General features: G+C 57.3%; 24 protein-coding genes. 6 read left to right on the top strand and 18 right to left on the bottom strand.

What is annotated here, in order from left to right; genetic code table 11:
- The 7 genes from hscA to trmJ form a co-directional block, all read right to left on the bottom strand.
- Entirely contained in the window at nt 1-1,848 is a 1,848-nt protein-coding gene (gene hscA, locus AACT07_RS11330; RefSeq protein WP_069527790.1) for a Fe-S protein assembly chaperone HscA, read from the bottom strand.
- A 28-nt stretch (nt 1,849-1,876) separates the two neighbouring features.
- Nucleotides 1,877-2,395, bottom strand: coding sequence for a co-chaperone HscB (hscB, locus tag AACT07_RS11325; RefSeq protein ID WP_069527788.1), 519 nt, complete (start codon nt 2,393-2,395; stop codon nt 1,877-1,879).
- Between the two features lie 117 nt (nt 2,396-2,512).
- Nucleotides 2,513-2,836, bottom strand: coding sequence for an iron-sulfur cluster assembly protein IscA (iscA, locus tag AACT07_RS11320; protein ID WP_005333812.1), 324 nt, complete (start codon nt 2,834-2,836; stop codon nt 2,513-2,515).
- A gap of 15 nt (nt 2,837-2,851) precedes the next feature.
- Entirely contained in the window at nt 2,852-3,235 is a 384-nt protein-coding gene (iscU, locus tag AACT07_RS11315) for a Fe-S cluster assembly scaffold IscU (protein WP_005333813.1), read from the bottom strand.
- Between the two features lie 41 nt (nt 3,236-3,276).
- Nucleotides 3,277-4,491 (bottom strand): IscS subfamily cysteine desulfurase, encoded by a 1,215-nt coding sequence (locus AACT07_RS11310; protein ID WP_013723838.1) that lies wholly within the window; start codon nt 4,489-4,491, stop codon nt 3,277-3,279.
- 53 nt (nt 4,492-4,544) lie between these two features.
- Nucleotides 4,545-5,048, bottom strand: a complete 504-nt coding sequence (iscR, locus tag AACT07_RS11305) for a Fe-S cluster assembly transcriptional regulator IscR (protein WP_026035025.1) — start codon at nt 5,046-5,048, stop codon at nt 4,545-4,547.
- 92 nt (nt 5,049-5,140) lie between these two features.
- A complete protein-coding gene (gene trmJ, locus AACT07_RS11300) occupies nt 5,141-5,863 on the bottom strand; it encodes a tRNA (cytosine(32)/uridine(32)-2'-O)-methyltransferase TrmJ (protein WP_069527786.1) in 723 nt (240 codons plus the stop codon).
- Between the two features lie 187 nt (nt 5,864-6,050).
- Between trmJ and AACT07_RS11295 the strand changes: the two genes are divergently transcribed.
- Entirely contained in the window at nt 6,051-6,467 is a 417-nt protein-coding gene (locus AACT07_RS11295) for a hypothetical protein (protein ID WP_069527784.1), read from the top strand.
- On the opposite strand, the gene ubiT is transcribed toward AACT07_RS11295, so the two are convergent.
- Nucleotides 6,420-6,953 (bottom strand): ubiquinone anaerobic biosynthesis accessory factor UbiT, encoded by a 534-nt coding sequence (ubiT, locus tag AACT07_RS11290; protein ID WP_005344837.1) that lies wholly within the window; start codon nt 6,951-6,953, stop codon nt 6,420-6,422. The genes AACT07_RS11295 and ubiT overlap by 48 nt on opposite strands.
- Before the next feature lie 189 nt (nt 6,954-7,142).
- Here ubiT and ubiU point away from each other — a divergent pair, with 189 nt between their 5' ends.
- Both ubiU and AACT07_RS11280 read left to right on the top strand, forming a co-directional pair.
- A complete protein-coding gene (ubiU, locus tag AACT07_RS11285; protein WP_069527783.1) occupies nt 7,143-8,138 on the top strand; it encodes a ubiquinone anaerobic biosynthesis protein UbiU in 996 nt (331 codons plus the stop codon).
- Between the two features lie 11 nt (nt 8,139-8,149).
- A complete protein-coding gene (locus AACT07_RS11280) occupies nt 8,150-9,022 on the top strand; it encodes a U32 family peptidase (RefSeq protein ID WP_069527781.1) in 873 nt (290 codons plus the stop codon).
- Nucleotides 9,023-9,087: 65 nt separating this feature from the next.
- Here the strand turns inward: AACT07_RS11280 and nlpI are convergent, their stop codons facing one another.
- From nlpI to queA, 7 genes are all read right to left on the bottom strand, one after another.
- Nucleotides 9,088-10,032, bottom strand: coding sequence for a lipoprotein NlpI (nlpI, locus tag AACT07_RS11275; RefSeq protein WP_005351017.1), 945 nt, complete (start codon nt 10,030-10,032; stop codon nt 9,088-9,090).
- Nucleotides 10,033-10,122: 90 nt separating this feature from the next.
- Nucleotides 10,123-10,491, bottom strand: a complete 369-nt coding sequence (locus AACT07_RS11270; protein ID WP_005351016.1) for a rhodanese-like domain-containing protein — start codon at nt 10,489-10,491, stop codon at nt 10,123-10,125.
- 84 nt (nt 10,492-10,575) lie between these two features.
- Nucleotides 10,576-11,523, bottom strand: a complete 948-nt coding sequence (secF, locus tag AACT07_RS11265) for a protein translocase subunit SecF (protein ID WP_005337322.1) — start codon at nt 11,521-11,523, stop codon at nt 10,576-10,578.
- 10 nt (nt 11,524-11,533) lie between these two features.
- The gene (secD, locus tag AACT07_RS11260; protein ID WP_005337324.1) at nt 11,534-13,387 is read right to left on the bottom strand and encodes a protein translocase subunit SecD; all 1,854 of its coding nucleotides are present in this window, start codon (nt 13,385-13,387) and stop codon (nt 11,534-11,536) included.
- Between the two features lie 18 nt (nt 13,388-13,405).
- Nucleotides 13,406-13,741 carry a preprotein translocase subunit YajC gene (yajC, locus tag AACT07_RS11255; protein ID WP_005337327.1) on the bottom strand — a complete coding sequence of 112 codons (336 nt, stop codon included), beginning with the start codon at nt 13,739-13,741 and terminating at the stop codon, nt 13,406-13,408.
- Between the two features lie 53 nt (nt 13,742-13,794).
- Entirely contained in the window at nt 13,795-14,931 is a 1,137-nt protein-coding gene (gene tgt / locus AACT07_RS11250) for a tRNA guanosine(34) transglycosylase Tgt (RefSeq protein WP_005337329.1), read from the bottom strand.
- 74 nt (nt 14,932-15,005) lie between these two features.
- The gene (queA, locus tag AACT07_RS11245; protein ID WP_005344678.1) at nt 15,006-16,058 is read right to left on the bottom strand and encodes a tRNA preQ1(34) S-adenosylmethionine ribosyltransferase-isomerase QueA; all 1,053 of its coding nucleotides are present in this window, start codon (nt 16,056-16,058) and stop codon (nt 15,006-15,008) included.
- Between the two features lie 212 nt (nt 16,059-16,270).
- Between queA and AACT07_RS11240 the strand changes: the two genes are divergently transcribed.
- From AACT07_RS11240 to ahpF, 3 genes are all read left to right on the top strand, one after another.
- Nucleotides 16,271-16,717, top strand: a complete 447-nt coding sequence (locus AACT07_RS11240; RefSeq protein WP_013723842.1) for a CBS domain-containing protein — start codon at nt 16,271-16,273, stop codon at nt 16,715-16,717.
- Between the two features lie 690 nt (nt 16,718-17,407).
- Nucleotides 17,408-17,974 carry an alkyl hydroperoxide reductase subunit C gene (ahpC, locus tag AACT07_RS11235; protein WP_005337335.1) on the top strand — a complete coding sequence of 189 codons (567 nt, stop codon included), beginning with the start codon at nt 17,408-17,410 and terminating at the stop codon, nt 17,972-17,974.
- 124 nt (nt 17,975-18,098) lie between these two features.
- Nucleotides 18,099-19,679, top strand: a complete 1,581-nt coding sequence (ahpF, locus tag AACT07_RS11230) for an alkyl hydroperoxide reductase subunit F (RefSeq protein ID WP_069527779.1) — start codon at nt 18,099-18,101, stop codon at nt 19,677-19,679.
- Between the two features lie 136 nt (nt 19,680-19,815).
- Here ahpF and AACT07_RS11225 read toward each other — a convergent pair whose 3' ends face one another.
- The 3 genes from AACT07_RS11225 to AACT07_RS11215 form a co-directional block, all read right to left on the bottom strand.
- Nucleotides 19,816-20,532 carry an SIMPL domain-containing protein gene (locus AACT07_RS11225; protein ID WP_005337338.1) on the bottom strand — a complete coding sequence of 239 codons (717 nt, stop codon included), beginning with the start codon at nt 20,530-20,532 and terminating at the stop codon, nt 19,816-19,818.
- 56 nt (nt 20,533-20,588) lie between these two features.
- Entirely contained in the window at nt 20,589-21,149 is a 561-nt protein-coding gene (locus tag AACT07_RS11220) for a hypothetical protein (RefSeq protein ID WP_005337339.1), read from the bottom strand.
- Between the two features lie 257 nt (nt 21,150-21,406).
- The coding region (locus AACT07_RS11215) for a type I secretion C-terminal target domain-containing protein (RefSeq protein WP_253182256.1) at nt 21,407-21,736 on the bottom strand (330 nt) is incomplete at its 5' end.

Genomic DNA, 21,736 nt, shown 5'->3' with positions numbered 1-21,736 from the left:
TTACACCTTGTTGACGTTTTGTCCGGTCAGCACCTTGCGGATGGAGGCGTCCATCCTGCGGGCTGCAAACTCGCCACTGACAGCATCGGCTGCCTCAATGGCTTCTTTGATTTGATGGGTTGCGCCGCTGTTGCGCATGGTCAGCAGATGGGCGATGGCGGCATCAATCTCGGCACGTTCGGCAGCATTGAGCAGGGCATCGCCATCGGCGGCCAGCGCCGCATTGAGACTCTCGACCACCCGGTCGGCTTCAACCTGCTGCTCGGCCAGCATGCGGGCATCCATATCCTGCTGGGCGTTCTCGATGGAGGCGCTCAGCATGTTGAGGATATCCTGCTCCGCCAGCCCGTAAGAGGGCTTGACCTGGATCTCGGCCTGCACGCCGGAGGATTTCTCCATGGCGCTGACCGAGAGCAGACCATCCGCATCCACCTGGAAGGTGACGCGAATATGGGCGGCGCCGGCTGCCATCGGCGGAATACCGGTCAGGGTAAAGCGGGCCAGGGAGCGGCAATCGGCCACCAACTCGCGCTCGCCCTGCACCACGTGAATGGCCATGGCGGTCTGACCATCCTTGAAGGTGGTGAACTCCTGAGCACGAGCCACCGGAATGGTGGTATTGCGCGGGATCACCTTCTCGGCGAGGCCCCCCATGGTCTCCAGACCCAGCGACAAGGGGATAACGTCCAGCAGCAGCATCTCGGCATCGGGCTTGTTGCCCACCAGAATATCGGCCTGGATGGCGGCGCCGATGGCGACAACCTTGTCCGGATCGATGCTGGTCAGCGGCGTACGCTGGAAGAACTCGCCCACCAGTTCACGCACCAGCGGCACCCGGGTGGAGCCACCGACCATCACCACTTCCAGCACTTCCACCTGCTCGAGACCGGCATCGCGCAGGGCGCGGCGACAAGCCAGCAAGGTCCGTTTCACCAGCGGGGTGATGAGTTCATCAAACTGGCTACGGCTCACTGAACCCTGCCAGCCAGCAAAGGTGCACGCCACCTGCTCGGCATCGGTCAGACCATGCTTGACGGCCGCGGCCACATCCAGCAGCTCGCGCTGCAGATGGGCATCCAGCTCGCCGGAGAGGCCCGCTTGCGCCTTGATCCAGTCCGCCAGCAGGTGATCAAAATCATCACCGCCGAGGGCGGAATCGCCGCCGGTCGCCATTACTTCAAACACACCGCGGTGCAGACGCAGGATGGAGATATCGAAGGTGCCGCCCCCCAGATCGTAAACCGCGATCACCCCTTCCTGACCGGAGTCAAGGCCATAGGCAATCGCGGCTGCGGTCGGCTCGTTGAGCAGACGCAGTACGTGCAGACCGGCCAGACGGGCCGCATCCTTGGTCCCCTGACGCTGGGCATCATCGAAATAGGCGGGCACGGTAATGACCACGCCATCGAGATCGCCCCCGAGAGTCTGGGCGCCACGCTCGGCCAGCTTTTTGAGGATTTCGGCCGAGACCTGTACCGGATTGACCAGCCCCTGACGGGTTTGCAGTTGCGGCATGCCATTGTCGGCAGCAACAAACTGGTAAGGCTGTTGGCGGGTATCGATATCGGCCAGCGCCTTGCCCATCATCCGTTTGACCGAGACGATGGTGTTGTGAGGATCGAGTGCCGCTTCACGCTTGGCATCAATTCCGACCCGAATGGTGTCGCTTTGATAGTGCACCACTGACGGGAGCAGGTCGCGCCCTTGCTCATCGCAAAGGGTATCGGCGTGACCGCTGCGAACCGCAGCGACGAGAGAGTTGGTGGTGCCGAGATCGATGCCGACGGCACGTTTGTGCTGATGAGGAACAGCGCTCTGGCCGGGTTCGGCGATTTGCAGTAATGCCATGGGTAATGAAACTTCCAGCGTTAAAGGATCAAGACTCGAGAAGCGAGTCTTCGAATCGTTCCAGCTCTTCGAGGAGCTTGTCGACAAACTTGAGTTTGCGAACGCAATCAGCGGCAACGAGATCTTTGCCAGCGGCAAGAGACTCGGTCAGCTGCTGCATCAACATCTGGTGATCATGCCTGATCTCGCTGCGAAAATCCTTGATGGCGCGCTCAGGGTCTGCGTCATCTTTCAGATCGGCCAGACGCTCGCGCCACTCCAGCTGCTGCATCAGAAACGCGGTATCTTGCAGAGTCTGCTGTTCACCACGGATATCAGTGCCACGCAGGGAGAGCAGATATTCTGCACGGCGCAGCGGCGCCTTGAGGGTGATGAATGCTTCGTTGATCTGAGCGGCACGTTGCACCGCAGCCAGCTGCTCCCGTTCGGGGGCGGTGGCAAAACGATCAGGATGGAATTGGGTTTGCAGCTGGCGGTAGGTATCAGCCAACTGACGGGTATCGAGCTCGAAGCCTTCAACCAGCCCAAACAGCTCGAAATGATTCATGCAAACCTCTTGGAAACGTTCGCCACAACCTCACTCGCCCCTGGCAAATGAGATGTGGTTGAACGGGTCATGGAGACCCGTTCAACCACAGACGAAGGATCATTGACGTCAAACATCTCAGACACTGAAGCTTTCGCCGCAACCACACTCGCCTTTGGCGTTGGGATTGTTGAACTGGAAGCCCTCGTTGAGGCCCTCCTTGACGAAATCCAGCTCGGTGCCATCCAGATGGATCAGGCTCTTGGCATCGACAATAATCTTGACGCCCTGCTGCTCGAACACCTGATCCTCATCGGTCAGTTCATCAACGAACTCAAGCACGTAGGCCAGACCGGAGCAGCCGGTGGTTTTGACGCCGAGGCGCAGGCCAATGCCCTTGCCCCGGTTAGCCAGAAAAGAGGAAACCCGTGCCGCGGCGGCATCTGTCATGGTAATAGCCATACTGCTCTCCGGCGCTTAGAGACCTTTCTTCTGCTTGTAATCGGCGATAGCGGCCTTGATGGCGTCCTCAGCCAGAATGGAGCAGTGGATCTTCACCGGTGGCAGGGCCAACTCTTCAGCGATATCTGTGTTCTTGATGCCAGCCGCTTCGTCCAGGGTCTTGCCCTTGACCCATTCGGTCACCAGGGAGCTGGAGGCGATGGCGGAACCGCAGCCGTAGGTCTTGAACTTGGCATCTTCGATGATGCCTTCATCGCTGATCTTCAATTGCAGCTTCATCACGTCGCCACAGGCGGGCGCACCGACCATGCCGGTTGCAACGCTGGGATCATTCTTGTCGAAACCACCGACGTTGCGAGGATTCTCGTAGTGGTCGATTACTTTTTCACTGTAAGCCATATCTCACTCCTGCTAATTCTGTTGCTCACTGACCAGATAGATCAGTGATGAGCCCATTCGACCGTGTTCAGATCGACGCCGTCTTTGTACATCTCCCACAGGGGGGACATCTCGCGCAGACGACCGATGGAGTCACGAATAAGCTTGACCGCGTAGTCAATCTCTTCCTCGGTGGTGAAGCGACCCATGCTGAAACGGATGGAGCTGTGTGCCAACTCGTCGTTCAGACCCAGTGCGCGCAGCACATAGGAGGGCTCCAGGCTGGCGGAGGTACAGGCCGAACCGGAAGAGACCGCCAAATCTTTCAGCGCCATGATGAGGGATTCCCCTTCCACATAGGCAAAGCTGACGTTGAGGTTGCCCGGAACACGTTGCTCCAGATCGCCATTGATGTAGACGGCTTCAATATCCTTGATGCCATTCCACAGACGCTGGCGCAGAGCCAAGATGCGCTCGCCTTCACTCACCATCTCTTCTTTGGCGATGCGGAAAGCTTCGCCCATCCCGACGATCTGGTGGGTCGGCAGAGTACCGGAACGCATGCCGCGCTCGTGGCCGCCACCGTGCATCTGGGCTTCCAGACGAACGCGGGGTTTGCGGCGAACAAACAGTGCACCGATCCCTTTCGGACCATATACCTTGTGCGCAGAGACGGAGAGCAGATCCACTTTCAGTGCTTCCACATCTACCGGGATCTTGCCCACACTCTGAACGGCATCCACGTGCAGCAGGATCTTGCGGGAACGGCACAACTCGCCGATGGCGGCAATGTTCTGAACCACGCCGATTTCGTTGTTCACATGCATGATGCTGACCAGGATGGTGTCATCACGCATGGCATTCTCGATCATCTCGATAGTGAACAGGCCGTTGGGCATCGGCTCAAGATAGGTCACCTCGAACCCTTCACGCTCCAACTGGCGACAGGTATCGAGCACCGCCTTGTGTTCGGTCTTGGAGGTGATGATGTGCTTGCCCTTGCTGGCATAGAAGTGGGCAACACCCTTGATGGCCAGGTTATTGGATTCGGTCGCACCGGAAGTGAAGACAATCTCGCGGGGATCGGCACCGATCAGATCTGCCACTTGATTACGGGCCAGATCCACCGCCTCTTCGGCTTGCCAGCCAAAGCGGTGAGAACGGGAAGCCGGATTGCCGAACAGGCCATCCATGGTGAGACACTGCATCATTTTTTCTGCGACACGCGGGTCCACCGGACAGGTTGCCGAATAATCAAGGTAAATAGGCAGTTTCATGTTTTTCTCCGTCACAGTCCGGGTCATACAGAGTCCCGCTGTGGAAAGCACGTTTATAGTTGGACTTTCAAGCTCACATCGCCGTGTTCTGCCCGATCAACCAGGGACAACACGGTCTTCATTTGTTCATCTTGCTTGCCGGCAATGCGGCGCACATCGGCCTGGCGTACCAGCTCGGCCAGCGTGATATCCCCGAGGAAACTGGAGATCCGCTCGCTCAAATCACGCCACAGGGAGTGAGTCAGGCACTGGGTACCGCCGTGGCAACCGCCCTTGCCGAGACACTTGGTGGCATCGACCGACTCATCGACTGCGGTGATCACCTGACCAACCGAAATCTCGCCTGGGGCCAACCCGAGGCGATAACCACCACCCGGGCCACGCACGCTGCTCACCAGACCATGTTTGCGCAGGCGGGCAAAGAGCTGCTCGAGATAGGACAACGAGATGCCCTGGCGCTCGGAAATATCGGCAAGGGGGACGGGCCCCTGCTCTGCATGCAGCGCCACGTCGAGCATGGCGGTTACAGCGTAACGTCCTTTTGAAGTCAGTCTCATGTGCCTTACCGTCTTGCGAAGCAATTTAATGGGGCACATGGTCACATACCCGACCAAATCAGTCAAGTATATGGTTGAGTAAATCAGTCGGATTAATCCGGTACGTGCGCTTTCTGCACCGAGGTCAGAATACCGCGCAGAATGTTGAGCTCAGCTGCTTCCGGCCGAGCCCGATTGAACAGGCGACGCAGCTTGCTCATCACATGACCCGGATGGTCATCGGCAATAAAACCGGTCTTCATCAGGGTTTGTTCCAGGTGCTGATAAAACCCTTCCAGCTGGGCGGCACTCGGATAGGCCATCTCCTCTTCAGGCTCGGCGGCCTGCCCCTGCAGCCAGCGCATCCGCACTTCGTAACAGAGGGTCTGCACCGCCATGGCCAGATTGAGAGAGCTGTAGTCAGGATTGGCCGGAATGGCCACGTGGTAGTGGCACTTTTGCAATTCGTCGTTGGTGAGACCGGTGCGCTCACGACCAAACACCAACGCAACCGGGTGCTGCATCCCCTCAACCACCGACTTTTCGCCGGCCTCACGGGGATCGAGCATGGGCCAGCTCAGGGTTCGCGAGCGGGCGCTGGTGCCAATCACCAGACCACAATCGGCGATCGCGTCGTCCAGTGTCGGGACGATACGGGCATTGGCAAGCACATCGCTGGCACCAGCCGCCAGGGCGAAGGCATTGTCATCCGGCAAGGCTTGCGGATCAACCAATACCAGCTGGGTCAACCCCATGGTCTTCATGGCGCGTGCCGCAGACCCCATGTTGCCGGTATGAGAGGTGTTTACCAAAACGATACGAATCTGATCCAACATGCCCAGTCAATCTTCAGTCAAAAATGGCGCGCAATTGTAACATAAGAGAACGCCATGTTGGCACCGTAAAAGCCGAGCCATTTCAGAACAAAACTACCCGTTTGTATAACAAACCAGCATGAGGGAAGTGAGAGGGGGGGGCTAAACTTGATGGATATCCGATAAACGGCACAGGAGACACCACGCCATGCTTCCTCCCTTTATCTATGAGAGATTGCCCAGCCTCTACCTGCTGGCAGCCATTGCCATTATTACGTTGAGTGAACAGCCCCTGCTCTGGTTTGCAGGCACCTTGCTGTTTATCGCCGGAGCGGTGACCTGGATGATGCGCTCCAGCTACCGACGTACCGATCTGATTATCTTTCCGAGCAAACGCTGGCTACAGCCGGAGTGGCTGTATGAAGCGCAACCCTTTATCTGGCTGGCTGCGGGGCTGGCCATGTCACAGCTGCCCGCCCCTGCGGCGCTCATCGCCTTGGTGCCCTGTCTGTGGGCCTGTCGCTGCCTCTGGGCACGGCACCATTATCGTCGCCATGTCCATGGGGTGATTGTCCACTTAAGACGGGATCCCGCCCGGCGCCGTCTGCACCGGAGCCTGCGCTGACTCGGTACGGGCGCGTTCGATAAACGTCGCCAGATCCATCAGGGGATACTTCATCAGGCTTGGCAAGCCATCGAGATCCAGACTGTCCATCAGGTTTTTCACCTCAAGGCCCAGTTCGGTATCCCCTTCTATCTTCAGCTTGCGCTGGAAAAAGAGCGAGTCCGGATCCTCTTTGCGACCAGCGATGAGGATCAGGTCGTTGGCCGTACCGCTGAAGCAGACATCGGCCTTGTCACACTCGCGAGCTACCACCAGCTGGCCATTCTGCTCACTGATAAACCAGCACAGCTCCAGATCAGAGACTTCGACTTTCAGCCACTTGTCTGCCAGAAACTCGAAATCGCCATCTTCGATAGCCTCTTTGAATACCCGGGCCAGCAAACTCTCCATCAGCTGCTTTTGCAGATTGAAGGGAACAAGCTTGAGGGGATGGCGCAAGAAGCGCGGAGCCTGTTCGACCAGGCGACGTTGCAGTTGTTGAAACACGATAGACTCCCTTTTTTGCGCATTCAAACACAGGGAGAGTGGCAAGATCCTGTTGGAAATCAAACTTGTGCAGGGTTACCTCAAGAAGGGTAAAGCCACACAAAGCTGCCTCAGGTCAAAAAGCGGGAGTGCATGGCTGCATACAATCAGGGCTCGTTTGCCCTTCATATGCACTCTCGGAGCGTACCAATGGAATTACTCTGTCCGGCAGGCAGTTTGCCGGCACTGAAAACCGCCGTGGATAACGGGGCCGATGCCGTTTATATCGGTTTCAAGGATGACACCAATGCCCGCCACTTTGCCGGTCTCAACTTTACCGACAGCAAACTGGAGAAGGCGGTAGATTATGTGCATCAACATGGTCGCAAGCTGCATATTGCCATCAATACCTTTGCCCATCCCGGGGCCGATACTCGATGGAAACAGGCGGTTGATCGCGGGGTGGCCCTCGGCGCCGATGCGTTAATCATCGCCGATCTCGCCGTGCTGGAATATGCCAGCCGCCACTACCCCGAGATGGAACTCCATGTCTCGGTGCAGGCCAGCGCCACCAATGCCGCCGCCATTCGCTTCTATCAGCAGCAATTCAATGTCACACGGGTGGTGCTGCCCCGGGTGCTCTCCATGCATCAGGTCAAGCAGCTGGCCCGCGAGACCGATGTTGGCCTTGAGGTGTTCGCCTTTGGCAGCCTCTGCATCATGGCCGAGGGGCGCTGCTATCTCTCCTCCTACATGACTGGCGAGAGTCCCAACACCGTCGGCGCCTGCTCACCGGCCAAGTTCGTCCGTTGGGAAGAGACCCCGAATGGTCTCGAGTCGCGACTCAACGAGGTGCTGATCGACCGCTATGGCCCGAGCGAAAATGCCGGTTACCCGACCCTCTGCAAGGGGCGTTTCAACGTGGATGGCCAGACCTACCACGCGCTGGAAGAGCCCACCAGTCTCAATACCCTGGGTCTCCTGCCCGAGCTCTTCAAGACCGGGATCCAGTCGGTCAAGATTGAAGGGCGCCAGCGCAGCCCCGCTTATGTGGAGCAAGTGACCCGGGTCTGGCGTGCAGCCATCGATGCCTATCAGGCCAATCCCGAGGCCTATCAGGTTAAAGCTGAGTGGGATGCCCAGCTAGCCCGCGTCTCCGAAGGTAGCCAGACTACCCTCGGCGCCTACCATCGTCAGTGGCAATAAGGAGTCCACCCATGCAATTTTCTCTCGGGCCTCTACTCTTCTACTGGCCCAAAGCCGATACCGAAGCCTTTTACCATGCCGCTGCCGGCAGTCAGGCCGACATCATCTATCTGGGGGAGACCGTCTGCAGCAAGCGGCGCGAACTCAAAGTCGATGACTGGATTGCGCTGGCCCGTCAGGTGGCCAGCTCCGGCAAGCAGGCGGTGCTCTCGACCCTCGCCCTTATCTCCGCCCCTTCCGAGCTCAAGGAGGTGAAGCGGCTGGTCGACAATGGCGATCTTATGGTCGAAGCCAACGATCTCGGTACGGTGCAACTCGCCTGGGAGGCAGGGATCCCCTTCGTCTGTGGCCCCGCCATCAACGCCTATAACGCCGATGTGCTGCGCATGTTGCTCAAACAGGGGATGAAACGCTGGGTCATGCCGGTGGAGCTCTCCCGTGACTGGCTGATCCAGCTCAATCAGGATCTGGGCACCCTGCGCGACCAATTTGAGGTGGAGGTGTTTGCCTACGGCCATCTGCCGCTCGCCTACTCGGCGCGCTGCTTCACCGCCCGATCCCTCGACAAGCCCAAGGACAACTGCGAGCTCGCCTGCATCAACTACCCCACCGGACGACTGGCCAACAGCCGCGAAGGGCAACGGGTGTTCAATCTCAACGGGATCCAGACCCAGTCCGGTTACTGCTACAACCTGGGTAACGAGCTGGCTGGTATGGAAGGTCTGGTAGATGTGGTCAGGCTTTCGCCGCAAGGGATGGAGACGCTGGAGATGCTGGCCCGCTTCAAAGCCAACCGGCAGGGCCAGGCTCCCCTCTCCTTGCAGCAAGGAAGCGATTGCAACGGCTACTGGCGTCAGATCCCCGGCATGAGCCTGGTGGAGTAAACCCGCCATTCGCCCAACAAAAAGGCCTCATCGCGAGGCCTTTTTTACCACTATCTGGCAGTGGATCAGGAGGGCTGATCACCCTTGTTACGAGCGCTCTGGGCACCTGGCGGCAAGGGCTTGCGCGCCATCAACTCCAGCTCCAGCAGCGCATAGCGGTGCTCGATGAAGTCATAGACGTTGTTGGATAAGGCCAGCTTGAAGTAGCTGATGGCTTCCTTGCGGTTGCCTTTGCCCAGCTCGAACTTGCCCAGATAGAAGTAGGTTTCACACAGGCGCTCGGCAAGCTCCCGGTTATCCTTCACCCCTTTCACCACGTTGCCCATCAGCTGGGAAGCGTTGATCTCGCCGGTATAGAGGCGAACCAGATCCCAGTTCCAGGCATCGTCATCGTACTTGTTGAGACGCTCGCGCATCCGGCTCATTGCGGCCGACGGGTCGAGTTTCTGCTCAGCCAGATAGAGCCAGATCACCCGATAGGGGTCTTCCGGCTGCGCCTCGTAGAAACGCTTCATATCGGCCGCGGCCAGCTCGGGACGGTTACCGTAATAGAGGGCGATGCCACGGTTGAGATAGGCATAGTCATAGTCCGGCGCCAGTTCGAGGGCGGAATCGAACGCATCATAGGCTTCGTCGTAATTCTGCTGCTGTACCAGATAGACGCCGATGAAGTTGTAGGCTTCGGCGAAATCCGGCTTCTCCCGCAGGGCACGGTTGAAATCGAGCCGCGCGAGGGAACGCAGACCAACCCGATCAAACACCACGGCACGCTCATAGAACAACTCTGCCCGTTGCTCGGTGGTCAGTTCCATTTCACTGAGCATCTGCCCGAGTCGGGCGAGCGCCAGCTCACTCTGGTAGGAGACCTGCAGGGGGGTCGCCAACACCAGTGAAGCAGGCTGCGGCTTGGGAACCTTGGGGGTGTTAACCTGACTGCTACTGCTGCAACCCCACATGGGAAGCAACAACAGGATACCTAGGAGGTATCCAATCCCTTTCCTGACGTTCAATGAACACTCCGACGCTTACGCTTGACCCCGCATATGGTAAAGGTCAACTGCCGCTTTGTCATGTAGCTGTGCCCCTCTACCTCAAATAAATCAGGATTCGACAGGGTATCCGGCATCGCACCAACCGCGAAAGCCGCCGTCGACGCTGATCACCTTGCGATAACCCATCTGTTGCAGGTTGTCCGCCGCCAGAATGGAGCGAAAACCACCACCACAATAGAGGTAGAGCTCGGTCTCAAGATCCGGGAACTGGGTCTCGATATCCCGCTCAATCACGCCACGACCCAGATATCGGGCTCCGGGCAGATGGCCCCTGGCCCACTCGCTCTCTTCCCGCACGTCGATTAGGTGAAACGTACGCCCTTCATCCTGCCAGCGCTTGATCTGGTGAACATCGGTTTCGGTGATGCGGGAGCGGATCCCGTCAACCAGCGCCAAAAAACGGGGATTGTGATGCATGACAAACTCCTGTTGTTTAAATCATGTGCGTCAGCAAACGACACGCAGAGATAAGAAAAGAGCGCCATGAGGCGCTCTTCACTGTTACGGCAGGATTTCCTGTTGGTCCGCACCCTCTTTCTCTACCTGGGTGGGCAGCATGTGCTCGCGCTTGACGCCGAGGAACATGGCAAACGCACTCGCCACATAGATGGAGGAGTAGGTACCGAACGCCACACCGATCACCATGGCCACGGCAAAACCGTGGATCAGCGCACCGCCCTTGAGCAAAAGCGCCAGCACCACGATAAAGGTGAGGCCGGAGGTGATGATGGTACGACTCAGGGTCTCGGTCATGGAGAGATCCAGAATGTACTCGGTATCCCCTTTACGCACCTTGCGGAAGTTCTCCCGCAAGCGGTCGAACACCACGATAGTATCGTTCAGGGAGTAACCCACCAGGGTCATCAGTGCCGCCAGTACAGTCAGGTCGAACTCGTACTGGAAGTAGGCAAAGACACCCAGCGTGATCACCACGTCGTGCACCAGGGAGAGAATGCCCCCCAGCGCCAGACGCCATTCGAAACGCACTGCCACGTAGGCCAGGATACAGAGGATGGAGGCCAGCATGGCCAGCGCACCGTCTGTCGCCAGTTCATCACCCACGGAAGGGCCGACAAACTCGACGCGTTTGAGCACTGCGCCCTCGTCGAGCTGCTTGGCCGCCGCCAGCACTTCGTTACCCTGTTGTTCTACCTTGACCCCCTCTTTCGGGGTCAGGCGGAACAGCACGTCACGGCTGGAGCCAAAGTGTTGCAGGGTTGCCCCTTCAATCTTCTGCTCTTCCAGAGCGTCATGGATCTTGTCCAGGCTCACCGACTGCTGGAACCCCACCTCGATGGTGGTACCACCGGTAAAGTCCAGACCCCAGTTCAGCCCCCGATCAAACAGGAAGAACAGGGCTACCACCATCAGCACGGAAGAGAAAACCACACCCGGCTTGGCATAGCGCATAAACGGGATCGGTTTTTCAAAATGTAGAATCTGAAACATCTCTCTATCCTCAGATGGGCAGCTTGTCGATACGCCGTCCACCCCAAGCCAGGTTGATAATGGCACGGGAAACTGTGATGGCAGTAAACATGGAGGCGGTCAGACCAATGCCCAGCGTCAGGGCAAAGCCCTTGATGGCGCCAGTACCGATACCGAACAGGATCACACAGGTGATCAGCGAGGTCACGTTGGAGTCGGCGATGGTGGAGAATGCTCGATCAAAGCCCAGATGGATGGCTTGCTGAACACCACGACCGTTGCGGATCTCTTCACGAATACGCTCGTAGATCAGCACGTTGGCATCAACCGCCATACCGAGCGTCAAGACGATACCGGCGATACCCGGCAATGTCATCGTGGCCCCCGGGATCATCGACATGATGCCGACAATCAACACCAGGTTCATACAGAGCGCCAGGTTGGCAACCCAGCCGAACGCACGGTAGTAGATCCCCATGAACAGCACGATCACCAGCATGGCCCAGCCGATGGCTTCCATACCGCTATCGATGTTCTGTTGACCCAGGCTCGGGCCAATGGTGCGCTCTTCCACGATCTGGATCGGGGCGATCAGGGCACCGGCACGCAGCAGCAGCGCCAGGTTGTGGGCTTCGTTGGCGTTGTCGATACCTGTGATACGGAACTGGCTGCCAAGACGCGACTGGATGGTGGCGACGTTGATCACCTCTTCCTGCTTGCGGAACTTGCGCTTGCCATCCGGACCAGGTTGACCGACCGGCTTGTACTCGATGAAGACGGTCGCCATCCCTTTACCCACGTTGTCCTTGGTAAAGTTGGCCATCTTGTTGCCACCCTGGCCATCCAGCTTGATGTTGACCTGGGGACGGCTGTACTCGTCGAAACCGGACTGGGCACCCACGATGTGGTCACCGGTCAGGATCACCCGCTTTTGCAGCACCACGGGACGACCGTTGCGATCGTTGTAGACCTTGGAGCTGGGCGGGACACGGCCATCGGCCGCAGCCTGGATGTCGGCAGTCTCATCGACCATGTGGAATTCCAGGGTCGCGGTTGCCCCCAGGATCTCCTTGGCGCGGGCGGTATCCTGAATACCGGGCAGTTCAACGACAATGCGCTCGGCGCCTTGCTGTTGTACCAGCGGCTCGGCCACACCCAGTTCGTTGACCCGGTTACGGATGATGGTGATGTTCTGCTCGAGGGCGTACTTCTTCACTTCCTTGATCTTGGCTTCGCTCAGACCAGCCAGCAGGATGAACTCATCCCCTTTCTGCTCGGTAGTGAAGGTCAAATCAGGGTTCTGACGACGCAGATGAGAAACGGCGCGTTCCTGATCGGCTTCGTCACGGAAGATCACCTGCACCTGATCACCGACCCGGCGCACACCGGAGTAACGGATCTTCTGGGTGCGCAGCTCGGAGCGGAAATCCTGCACCATCTGCTCTTGCTGCTTGGTCAGTGCTTCGGCCATGTCCACTTCCATCAGGAAGTGCACACCACCGCGCAGATCAAGACCCAGCTTCAGAGGCGCCGCACCGATGGCTTCGAGCCAGGCGGGAGTGGAAGGTGCCAGGTTGAGTGCGGTAATGAAGTTGTCGCCCAGCTTGTTGGCAACGATATCGCGCGCCTTCAGCTGGTCTTCGGTGTTCTTGAAACGGATCAGGATAAAACCGTGCTCGAATGCAGCATGTTTGACCGGGATCTTGGCCGCTTCAAGGGTCTCTTTCACCAGATCAAGAGTATCTAGCTTGACTTCGGCACCACGGCTGGCAGAAACCTGCAAAGCCGGATCTTCGCCGTAAAGATTGGGGGCTGCATATAGAAAACCGATGGCGATCACCAGGATCACCATCAGGTATTTCCACAGCGGATAGCGATTCAACACGCTGTGCTCCTTGGGAGATTAAAGGGACTGGATAGAACCCTTGGGCAGAACGGCAGAGACGAAGTCCTTTTTGATGGTGACTTGAGTCTGGTCGTTCAGGGCGATCACCAGGTAATCGCTGTCTGCAGCCACTTTGGCAATTTTGCCAACCAAGCCACCAGAAGTGAGCACTTCATCACCCTTGGACAAGGAGCTCATCAGATTGCGGTGATCCTTGGCACGCTTGGCCTGGGGACGATAGATCATGAAGTAGAAGATCAGGCCGAATACGGCCAGCATGATGATCATTTCCATACCACCACCCTGTGCACCCGGTGCTGCGCCTTCTGCATACGCCTTGGAGATAATACTCATTTAACAACCTCTTATTGATGTAGATTTAAAAAAAACAAAATTATATGTTGTTGTTATTTAACGTCATTTTCAGCTAACGGAGGCACAGGCTTCCCTTGCCGACGGTAAAACTCTGTTACAAAGTCGTCTAATTTACCCTGCTCGATCGCGTCCCGCAAACCCTGCATCACACGCTGGTAGTAACGCAGGTTATGAATCGTATTCAGACGGGCACCGAGGATCTCGTTGCACTTGTCCAGATGGTGCAGGTAGCTGCGGCTGTAGTTCTTGCAGGTGTAGCAATCGCATTCGGCATCCAGGGTGCTGGTGTCGTTGCGGTGCTGGGCATTGCGGATCTTCACCACGCCATCGGTGGTGAACAGGTGGCCGTTGCGGGCGTTGCGAGTCGGCATGACGCAGTCGAACATGTCGATACCACGGCGCACCCCTTCCACCAGATCTTCCGGCTTGCCGACACCCATCAGGTAGCGCGGCTTGTCAGCCGGAATTTTCGGGCAGACGTGCTCGAGGATGCGGTGCATGTCCTCTTTGGGCTCACCCACGGCCAGACCGCCGACCGCATAACCGTCGAAACCGATCTCCAGCAGCCCCTTGAGGGAGACATCCCGCAGATCTTCGTAGACCGAGCCCTGAATGATGCCGAACAGGGCGTTCTTGTTGCCCAGCGCATCAAACTTGTCGCGGGAGCGCTTGCCCCAGCGCAGGGACATCTCCATGGACTTGCGCGCTTCTTCATAAGTGGCCGGGTACGGGGTGCACTCGTCGAAGATCATCACGATGTCGGAGCCCAGATCGTACTGGATCTCCATGGACTTCTCGGGGTCGAGGAAGATCTTCTCGCCATTGATGGGGTGACGGAAGTGGACGCCCGCTTCGGTGATCTTGCGAATATGGCCCAGGCTGAACACCTGGAAACCACCGGAGTCGGTCAGGATCGGGCCCTGCCAGTTCATGAAGTCATGCAGATCGCCGTGGGCACGCATCACTTCCTGACCCGGACGCAGCCAGAGGTGGAAGGTGTTACCCAGCAGGATCTGGGCGCCGGTTTCACGCACTTCTTCCGGGGTCATCCCCTTGACGGTGCCGTAAGTCCCGACCGGCATAAAGGCCGGCGTTTGTACCACACCACGTTCGAAGACCAGTTGACCGCGACGGGCACGGCCGTCGGTGGTTTTCAGTTCAAATTTCATTGCTACCTCGGCTGCGTCAGATAAACAGTCTGACAATAGGAGGGCCGCTCACGGCCCGGTAAATAAGCTGAAGCTTATGCTTCAACCTGGCGACGGGTGACGAACATGGCGTCCCCGTAGCTGAAGAAACGGTACTGCCCGGCCACGGCTGCCTGATAGGCCGCCATCACGTTGTCATAACCGGCGAAGGCGCTGACCAGCATGATCAGGGTCGACTCCGGCAGATGGAAGTTGGTGACCATGGCATCGACAATCTGGAACTGGTAGCCCGGGAAGATGAAGATATCGGTGTCACTAAAGAAGGGCGCCAGCGGTTTGCCCTGTGCCAGGGTGACCTTGGCCGCGCTCTCCAGCGAACGCACCGACGTGGTCCCCACCGCGATCACCCGGCCACCACGGGCACGGGTGGCCGCGATGGCATCTACCACCTCTTGCGGCACTTCCGCATACTCGGAGTGCATATGGTGATCTTCAATCTTCTCAACCCGCACCGGCTGGAAGGTCCCCGCCCCTACATGCAGGGTGACGAAGGCCGTTTCAACCCCTTTGGCCCGAATTTTCTCAAGCAGCGGCTCATCAAAGTGCAGGCCGGCGGTCGGCGCGGCGACGGCGCCCGGCTTTTGATTGTAAACGGTCTGGTAGCGCTCCTTGTCGGCATCCTCGTCGGGACGGTCGATATAGGGGGGCAGCGGCATGTGGCCGATGGCCTCCAAAATCTCCAGCACCGGACGCGGGTCGAGGAAGTGGATCTCGAACAGAGCGTCGTGGCGGGCGCGCATCTCTGCTTCAACACCACCATCCATGATCATCCGGGTGCCGGGCTTGGGCGCCTTGGAGGCACGGACATGGGCCAGCACGCTGTGCTCGTCCAGAATGCGCTCGACCAGTACCTCCAGCTTGCCGCCGCTGGCCTTCTGGCCAAACATACGCGCCGGAATGACACGGGTGTTATTGAATACCAGCAGGTCACCCGGATTGAGCTGATCCAGCACATCCACAAATTGACCGTGGCGCAGGGCGCCAGTTTGACCATCGAGCTGCAACAGGCGGCTGGCGGTACGCTCTGCCATCGGATAGCGGGCAATCAGCTCGTCTGGCAGATCAAAATGAAAATCGGATACTTGCATCTTTCACCTCGGGGGGAATCGGCGGCTAGTCTAGTTATCCCCATCTTCCAAGGCAACCCAAAAGACCAAAAACCCAAGAGAGACAAGGGGTAGCGAGCAATATTGAGACACACCTCCGGTTAATGATTCTTTAATGTTCTGTATTGACCCTGATCATGTTTTGCCAGTTGGGGCTGGGCTAGGGTGAAAGCAGATACACAAGGAGGCCCACCATGATGACCCTATCCGAAATCATGACCGAACATCCCTTCACTCTGGGTCCGTCAAACAGTGTCAAACAGGCGATGGACCTGATGCAGCAGGAGCGGATCCGCCACATTCCCATCGTCGACGAGCAGCACCACCTGCTGGGGCTGGTGACCCTCACCGATATCCTGGCCACCCGGGAATCCAAGCTGCTGCTCATCAGCCCGGAGCGGGAAGCAGAATTTACCGACAGCGTGCAACTCGACGAGATCATGACACGGCAAGTGGCGAGCGTAGATCCTCACGCCGGCATCAAGGAGGCGGCACTCTACCTGCAGCGGCACAGATATGGCTGCCTGCCGGTACTCAAAGGACGCAAGCTGATCGGCATTGTCACCGAGTCGGACTTTATTGCCGTGGCCATCAACCTGCTGGAATTGATGGAAGAGCAGGAACCACCTACCGACTTTTGACAGCTCTGACTGTAATTAAATTACAATAAAAGCGTTTTCAGCCGTCAAAATAAACTTAAATGATGAAACACTTTCATTTTGATTGAAAAATTACACCAAATGCTTGCCTTGTGATCTGCGTCACACTATCATCCCTCTCATGCAATAGTTGCCGAGGGGGAGACGAGGGATTGTGCACCCATTATCTTCCTCTCATATGTCTGCAAATTTGCACACCCCGTAGTTAGTCTTTGCTGTAAAGCATTTGTTTATATAGCCATTCCTTGTTTGATGACCCGGCCCTGTCGTTGCGATAGCGCCGGGATTTTTTTATCTGCGCCTTTCTGCCTCCACTTGCCAACACATCCCAATCGCTGCAAGCAGCGGCCTCAACCTCCTGCGCCACCTGTTTGCACCACCGTTTATCTCATCGCGTCATCGTGGCTCTGCACACCCTTTCTTATGCCTTGAAAAGGCGATGTAGCGCACAGATATTGAACCACGACAAGGAGTTATCTCAGCAGGCCAGAGATATTCATGTTAGGTACAGCCATAGTGAGTTATCTAATAAGTAGATTTAAGCGATTCAAAATTGCGGCTTTTATCGATTAGCGGAAGCCCCTATGATGAATCCATCGAAAGTTAAGCGCCTCGTCTGGCAAGACTCTTCAACACCAGACCGGCATATGTACATCACCAAGGAGCAATTACATGTCTACCTACATCAACACTGAAATCAAGCCGTTCAATGCTACCGCCTACCACAATGGCAAATTCGTTCAGGTGTCTGACGCTGACCTGAAAGGCAAGTGGTCCGTGGTCTTCTTCTACCCGGCTGACTTCACCTTCGTTTGCCCGACCGAGCTGGGCGACCTGGCTGACAACTACGCTGAATTCCAGAAACTGGGCGTCGAGATCTACTCTGTCTCTACCGATACCCACTTCACTCACAAAGCATGGCACGACACTTCTGACACCATTCAGAAGATCCAGTACCCGATGATTGGTGACCCGACTGGTACCATCACCCGCAACTTCGGCGTGATGATCGAAGAAGCTGGTCTGGCTGACCGCGGTACCTTCGTAATTGACCCGCAGGGCATCATCCAGATCGTCGAGATCAATGCTGGCGGCATCGGCCGTGACGCACTGGAACTGCTGCGCAAAGTCAAAGCAGCCCAGTACGTTGCCTCCCACCCGGGTGAAGTGTGCCCGGCTAAATGGAAAGAAGGCGAAGCCACTCTGGCCCCGTCCCTGGACCTGGTAGGCAAGATCTAAGCCTCCCGCTTCCAAGACCGGCCCGTATAAGGGCCGGTTTTGTTTCCGGCCCCAAGCAAAGGCGCCGGTCTGCTTTCCGGCTTACATCTCACGCCGACCCGCAATCACAAGAAGGAATTCGAAGATGTTGGATACCAACCTCAAACAACAGCTGAACACCTATCTGCAGTACATCGTCAATCCCATCGAGATCAGCGTGTCCGGCAACGACAGCGACAAATCTGCAGAGCTGCTGGCACTGGCCAGCGAGATCGCCGAGATGTCCCCCAAGATCACCCAGACCTCTGGCACTGCCGCTCGCAAGCCTTCCATGAGTGTCGCGCCGCAGGGCCAAGCCCCGCGCATTCACTTTGCCGGCATCCCCATGGGTCATGAATTTACCTCTCTGGTGCTCGCCCTGCTGCAAAGCGGCGGCCACCCCTCCAAGGCCGATGCGGCCGTGCAGGAGCAGATCCGCAATCTCAAAGGTGAGTTCCACTTCGAGACCTATATCTCCCTCTCCTGCCACAACTGCCCGGACGTAGTACAGGCCCTCAACCTGATGGCGACCCTGAACCCCGGCATCACTCACACCATGATCGACGGCGCCCTGTTCCAGGAAGAAGTTGCCGAGCGTCAAATCATGGCGGTACCGAATGTCTACCTGAACGGCCAACCGTTCAGCCAGGGCCGCATCTCGCTCGAAGAGATTGTCGCCAAACTCGACACCGGCGCCGCAGAGCGCAAAGCTGCCGAGCTGAATGAGAAAGCTCCCTACGACGTACTTGTCGTGGGCGGTGGCCCGGCCGGCGCCGCAGCGGCCATCTATGCCGCTCGTAAAGGCATTCGCACCGCCATCGTTGCCGAACGTTTCGGTGGTCAGGTGATGGACACCGTCGGCATCGAGAACTTTATCTCAGTGCCCTACACTGAAGGCCCCAAGCTGGCAGCCAGCCTGGAGCAGCACGTCAAAGAGTACGGCGTTGAAGTGATCACCGAGCAGCGCGCCGCCGCCATCAGCAAAGATGGATATGTGAACGTGGATCTCGCCTCTGGCGCCACCTTGAAGAGCCGCGCCGTGATCCTGGCTACCGGTGCCCGCTGGCGTGATCTGAACGTACCGGGCGAGCTCGAGTACCGCACCAAAGGCGTGGCCTACTGCCCGCACTGCGATGGCCCCTTCTTCAAGGGAAAGCGAGTGGCGGTGATCGGAGGCGGTAACTCCGGCATCGAGGCAGCGATCGACTTGGCTGGCATCGTCGAGCATGTGACTGTGGTGGAGTTCGCCGACACCCTGCGAGCCGATGAAGTGCTGCAGAAGAAGGCTCGCTCCATGGGCAATATCGACATCATCATGAGCGCTCGCACCACCGAAGTGATCGGTGATGGCAGTAAGGTGGTCGGTATGGACTACGAAGATCGCACCACCGGTGAGATCAAACACCTGGCGGTGGCGGGGATCTTCGTCCAGATCGGCCTGGTACCGAACACCGAGTTCCTGAAAGGGAGCGAGATTGCCCTGACCCGCTTTGGCGAGATCGAGATCGATACCAAAGGGGCGACCTCCCTGCCCGGCGTCTACGCCGCAGGGGATGCCACCACGGTACCGTTCAAGCAGATCATCATCTCCATGGGTGCTGGTGCCACCGCCGCACTGGGTGCGTTTGATTACCTCATCCGCAACCCGGCGCCGGAAGCGACCAAAGCTGATGCTGTGACCGCCTGATAAACCCAGCGCAACAAAAAGCCGACGCCCGATGAAGTAAACACGAGCGTCGGCTTTTTTATATCTGCATCGATGCGCAATAAAAACCCCGCAGCAAATGGCGGGGTTGTTCATGACTGGACTTCAACGACGGATATCACTCCAGCAAGAAAACAGCCTCGATATTATCGCTTACCGTGATCTGCTGTTGTTGATAACTGTTGTCCGCCATATCCGCCGCGGGAGCAGCCATCGCCATGGCCTGCACCACCTTCAGGTTGCGGCTGTAGGCGGTAATGGGCGAAGCATTGCGGTACTCCACACTGTAGACCTTGCCAAGCTTCATCCCGAACGCCTTGGCCAGAGATTCAGCCTTGGTTTTGGCATCCTCAACTGCATTCAGACGGGCCTGCTCCTTGATGACCTGCGGCGATTTCAACCCGTACTCAATCTGGGATACGGACTCCAGCCCGGCTTTGAGTGCGGTATCCATCAGGGGGCTCAACTTGTCGAGTTGATAGAGCTTCACCGCCAATTGTCGCTGAGCACGATACCCCAACAATACCGGCTTCTTGTTCTCGCCATACTGATATTCCGGAGAGACCATCAGGTTGCCAGCCTCAACATCGCTGCGCTTGATCCCCAACCCTTCCAGTTGGCTGAAAAAGGCTGCGACCTTGGTATCGACCTGCTGCTTGGCCTTGAGGCCCTGCTTATCCAGTGCACTCACCGCCACATTGAGGGTGAGCATATCGGGTTCGGTCTTCTGCTCAGCATAACCGCTCACCACCAGATGGGGCGCTTGCGGCACTTCAATCGCCAGCAGCGGAGCACTGACAACCAGAGCGGAAAGAGTAAGAAGGGGACGCCACATAGAAAAAAACCTCAATCGGAAAGATTGAGGCCATTATGCCCGTGCAGCTACGGGATTCATATATCGTGCAAGGGGGGAAGCTGATCCAGTATCTGATTGGTCAGATCGAGACTAATGGTGACCATGCTGCCGGGATCCTGGCTCTGGTTTGCCATATCCAGCGCAGGAGCCGCGCCACAGACCAACACCTCATCATCGAAATGGAACGAGTCCCACGACAGAACGTGTCCTTGCACCGCCTGTCCAATATTGGTGCCACCACTATCCTCCTCCATCGCAGACCAAGGGATGGTATCAGATGGTCCTAGCAAATCTTGCAACAACGGAGAGTGAAAACTGGCCAGCGGATACTCCTGCTGCCCCTGATGATGGCCAACCAGAATCATGTTATGGGCAGACTCGGTATCCATGACCGGCACATAAGTGATAGAGGCCGTAGCGAAGTCAACATAGAGCGAGCCCGCTACATCACCGGCCTCATTCTCAATCTCCATCCCATCCAGCCGATCCCCCGCGATCGAGGCCTGATAGCCAAACTGGCCTGCGCAGGTAATGTTCCCCTGCCCATCCCAGCTATAACGGATGCCATCAATGTCGACCCAGTTGAATGACTGCATGATTACCCCTCTCCTCTACTGCCGCTATCTTATCCATCCCCTTGAGGAAAAAACAGGGGCCAGGCAAGCCCGGCCCCGAAAGAAAGTTACGGATCCACCTTTAGGTTGCCATCATCCAGCAGTTGCTTGATGATGTCGTAGTTGGATGTGGTCGGACCATTGACATCCAAATCGAGACTACCTTAGAACCGAATGGTCAGTTCTGTCTCTCCACCTGCCTCGGCGGAATCGATAGTCAACGTCTTGGTAGTCGTGAGCTACAAGTAATTCTCCAACACCACCGCCAAATCTTCGTTTTCCTCCCATGCTGGTACGCCAACCAGCAAATCAGACAGATCAAGTACATCTCCGCCGCTGGCAGGTGTCCCCAAGGTGAAATCCGTGACAGTGTAGGTACTGCCATCCATATTGCCAGCTATCCACTTCCTGGCATTGCAGTCAGCTCCACCGATCATAGTGTCGCTCCCTAGAATAAGGATATCCTCACCAAGACTACCAATCAGGGTATCACTCCCTTTTTGCCCAAAGATGATGTCATTACCACTATCTCCCTCAAGGGTATCATTGCCACCGCTACGCTGCCATTG

It is taken from the genome of Aeromonas sp. ANP5 (assembly GCF_963870295.1).
Lineage (GTDB): Bacteria > Pseudomonadota > Gammaproteobacteria > Enterobacterales > Aeromonadaceae > Aeromonas > Aeromonas veronii.
Note: the sequence above shows the minus strand (reverse complement) of the source record. Positions and strands in the feature narration are given on the sequence as shown.

Coding starts and splice junctions, on each gene's coding strand:
- hscA (WP_069527790.1), bottom strand. CDS start 1,848: ATGGCATTACTGCAAATCGCCGAACCCGGCCAGAGCGCTGTTCCTCAT.
- hscB (WP_069527788.1), bottom strand. CDS start 2,395: ATGAATCATTTCGAGCTGTTTGGGCTGGTTGAAGGCTTCGAGCTCGAT.
- iscA (WP_005333812.1), bottom strand. CDS start 2,836: ATGGCTATTACCATGACAGATGCCGCCGCGGCACGGGTTTCCTCTTTT.
- iscU (WP_005333813.1), bottom strand. CDS start 3,235: ATGGCTTACAGTGAAAAAGTAATCGACCACTACGAGAATCCTCGCAAC.
- AACT07_RS11310 (WP_013723838.1), bottom strand. CDS start 4,491: ATGAAACTGCCTATTTACCTTGATTATTCGGCAACCTGTCCGGTGGAC.
- iscR (WP_026035025.1), bottom strand. CDS start 5,048: ATGAGACTGACTTCAAAAGGACGTTACGCTGTAACCGCCATGCTCGAC.
- trmJ (WP_069527786.1), bottom strand. CDS start 5,863: ATGTTGGATCAGATTCGTATCGTTTTGGTAAACACCTCTCATACCGGC.
- AACT07_RS11295 (WP_069527784.1), top strand. CDS start 6,051: ATGCTTCCTCCCTTTATCTATGAGAGATTGCCCAGCCTCTACCTGCTG.
- ubiU (WP_069527783.1), top strand. CDS start 7,143: ATGGAATTACTCTGTCCGGCAGGCAGTTTGCCGGCACTGAAAACCGCC.
- AACT07_RS11280 (WP_069527781.1), top strand. CDS start 8,150: ATGCAATTTTCTCTCGGGCCTCTACTCTTCTACTGGCCCAAAGCCGAT.
- AACT07_RS11270 (WP_005351016.1), bottom strand. CDS start 10,491: ATGCATCACAATCCCCGTTTTTTGGCGCTGGTTGACGGGATCCGCTCC.
- secF (WP_005337322.1), bottom strand. CDS start 11,523: ATGTTTCAGATTCTACATTTTGAAAAACCGATCCCGTTTATGCGCTAT.
- yajC (WP_005337327.1), bottom strand. CDS start 13,741: ATGAGTATTATCTCCAAGGCGTATGCAGAAGGCGCAGCACCGGGTGCA.
- tgt (WP_005337329.1), bottom strand. CDS start 14,931: ATGAAATTTGAACTGAAAACCACCGACGGCCGTGCCCGTCGCGGTCAA.
- queA (WP_005344678.1), bottom strand. CDS start 16,058: ATGCAAGTATCCGATTTTCATTTTGATCTGCCAGACGAGCTGATTGCC.
- AACT07_RS11240 (WP_013723842.1), top strand. CDS start 16,271: ATGATGACCCTATCCGAAATCATGACCGAACATCCCTTCACTCTGGGT.
- ahpC (WP_005337335.1), top strand. CDS start 17,408: ATGTCTACCTACATCAACACTGAAATCAAGCCGTTCAATGCTACCGCC.
- ahpF (WP_069527779.1), top strand. CDS start 18,099: ATGTTGGATACCAACCTCAAACAACAGCTGAACACCTATCTGCAGTAC.
- AACT07_RS11225 (WP_005337338.1), bottom strand. CDS start 20,532: ATGTGGCGTCCCCTTCTTACTCTTTCCGCTCTGGTTGTCAGTGCTCCG.
- AACT07_RS11220 (WP_005337339.1), bottom strand. CDS start 21,149: ATGCAGTCATTCAACTGGGTCGACATTGATGGCATCCGTTATAGCTGG.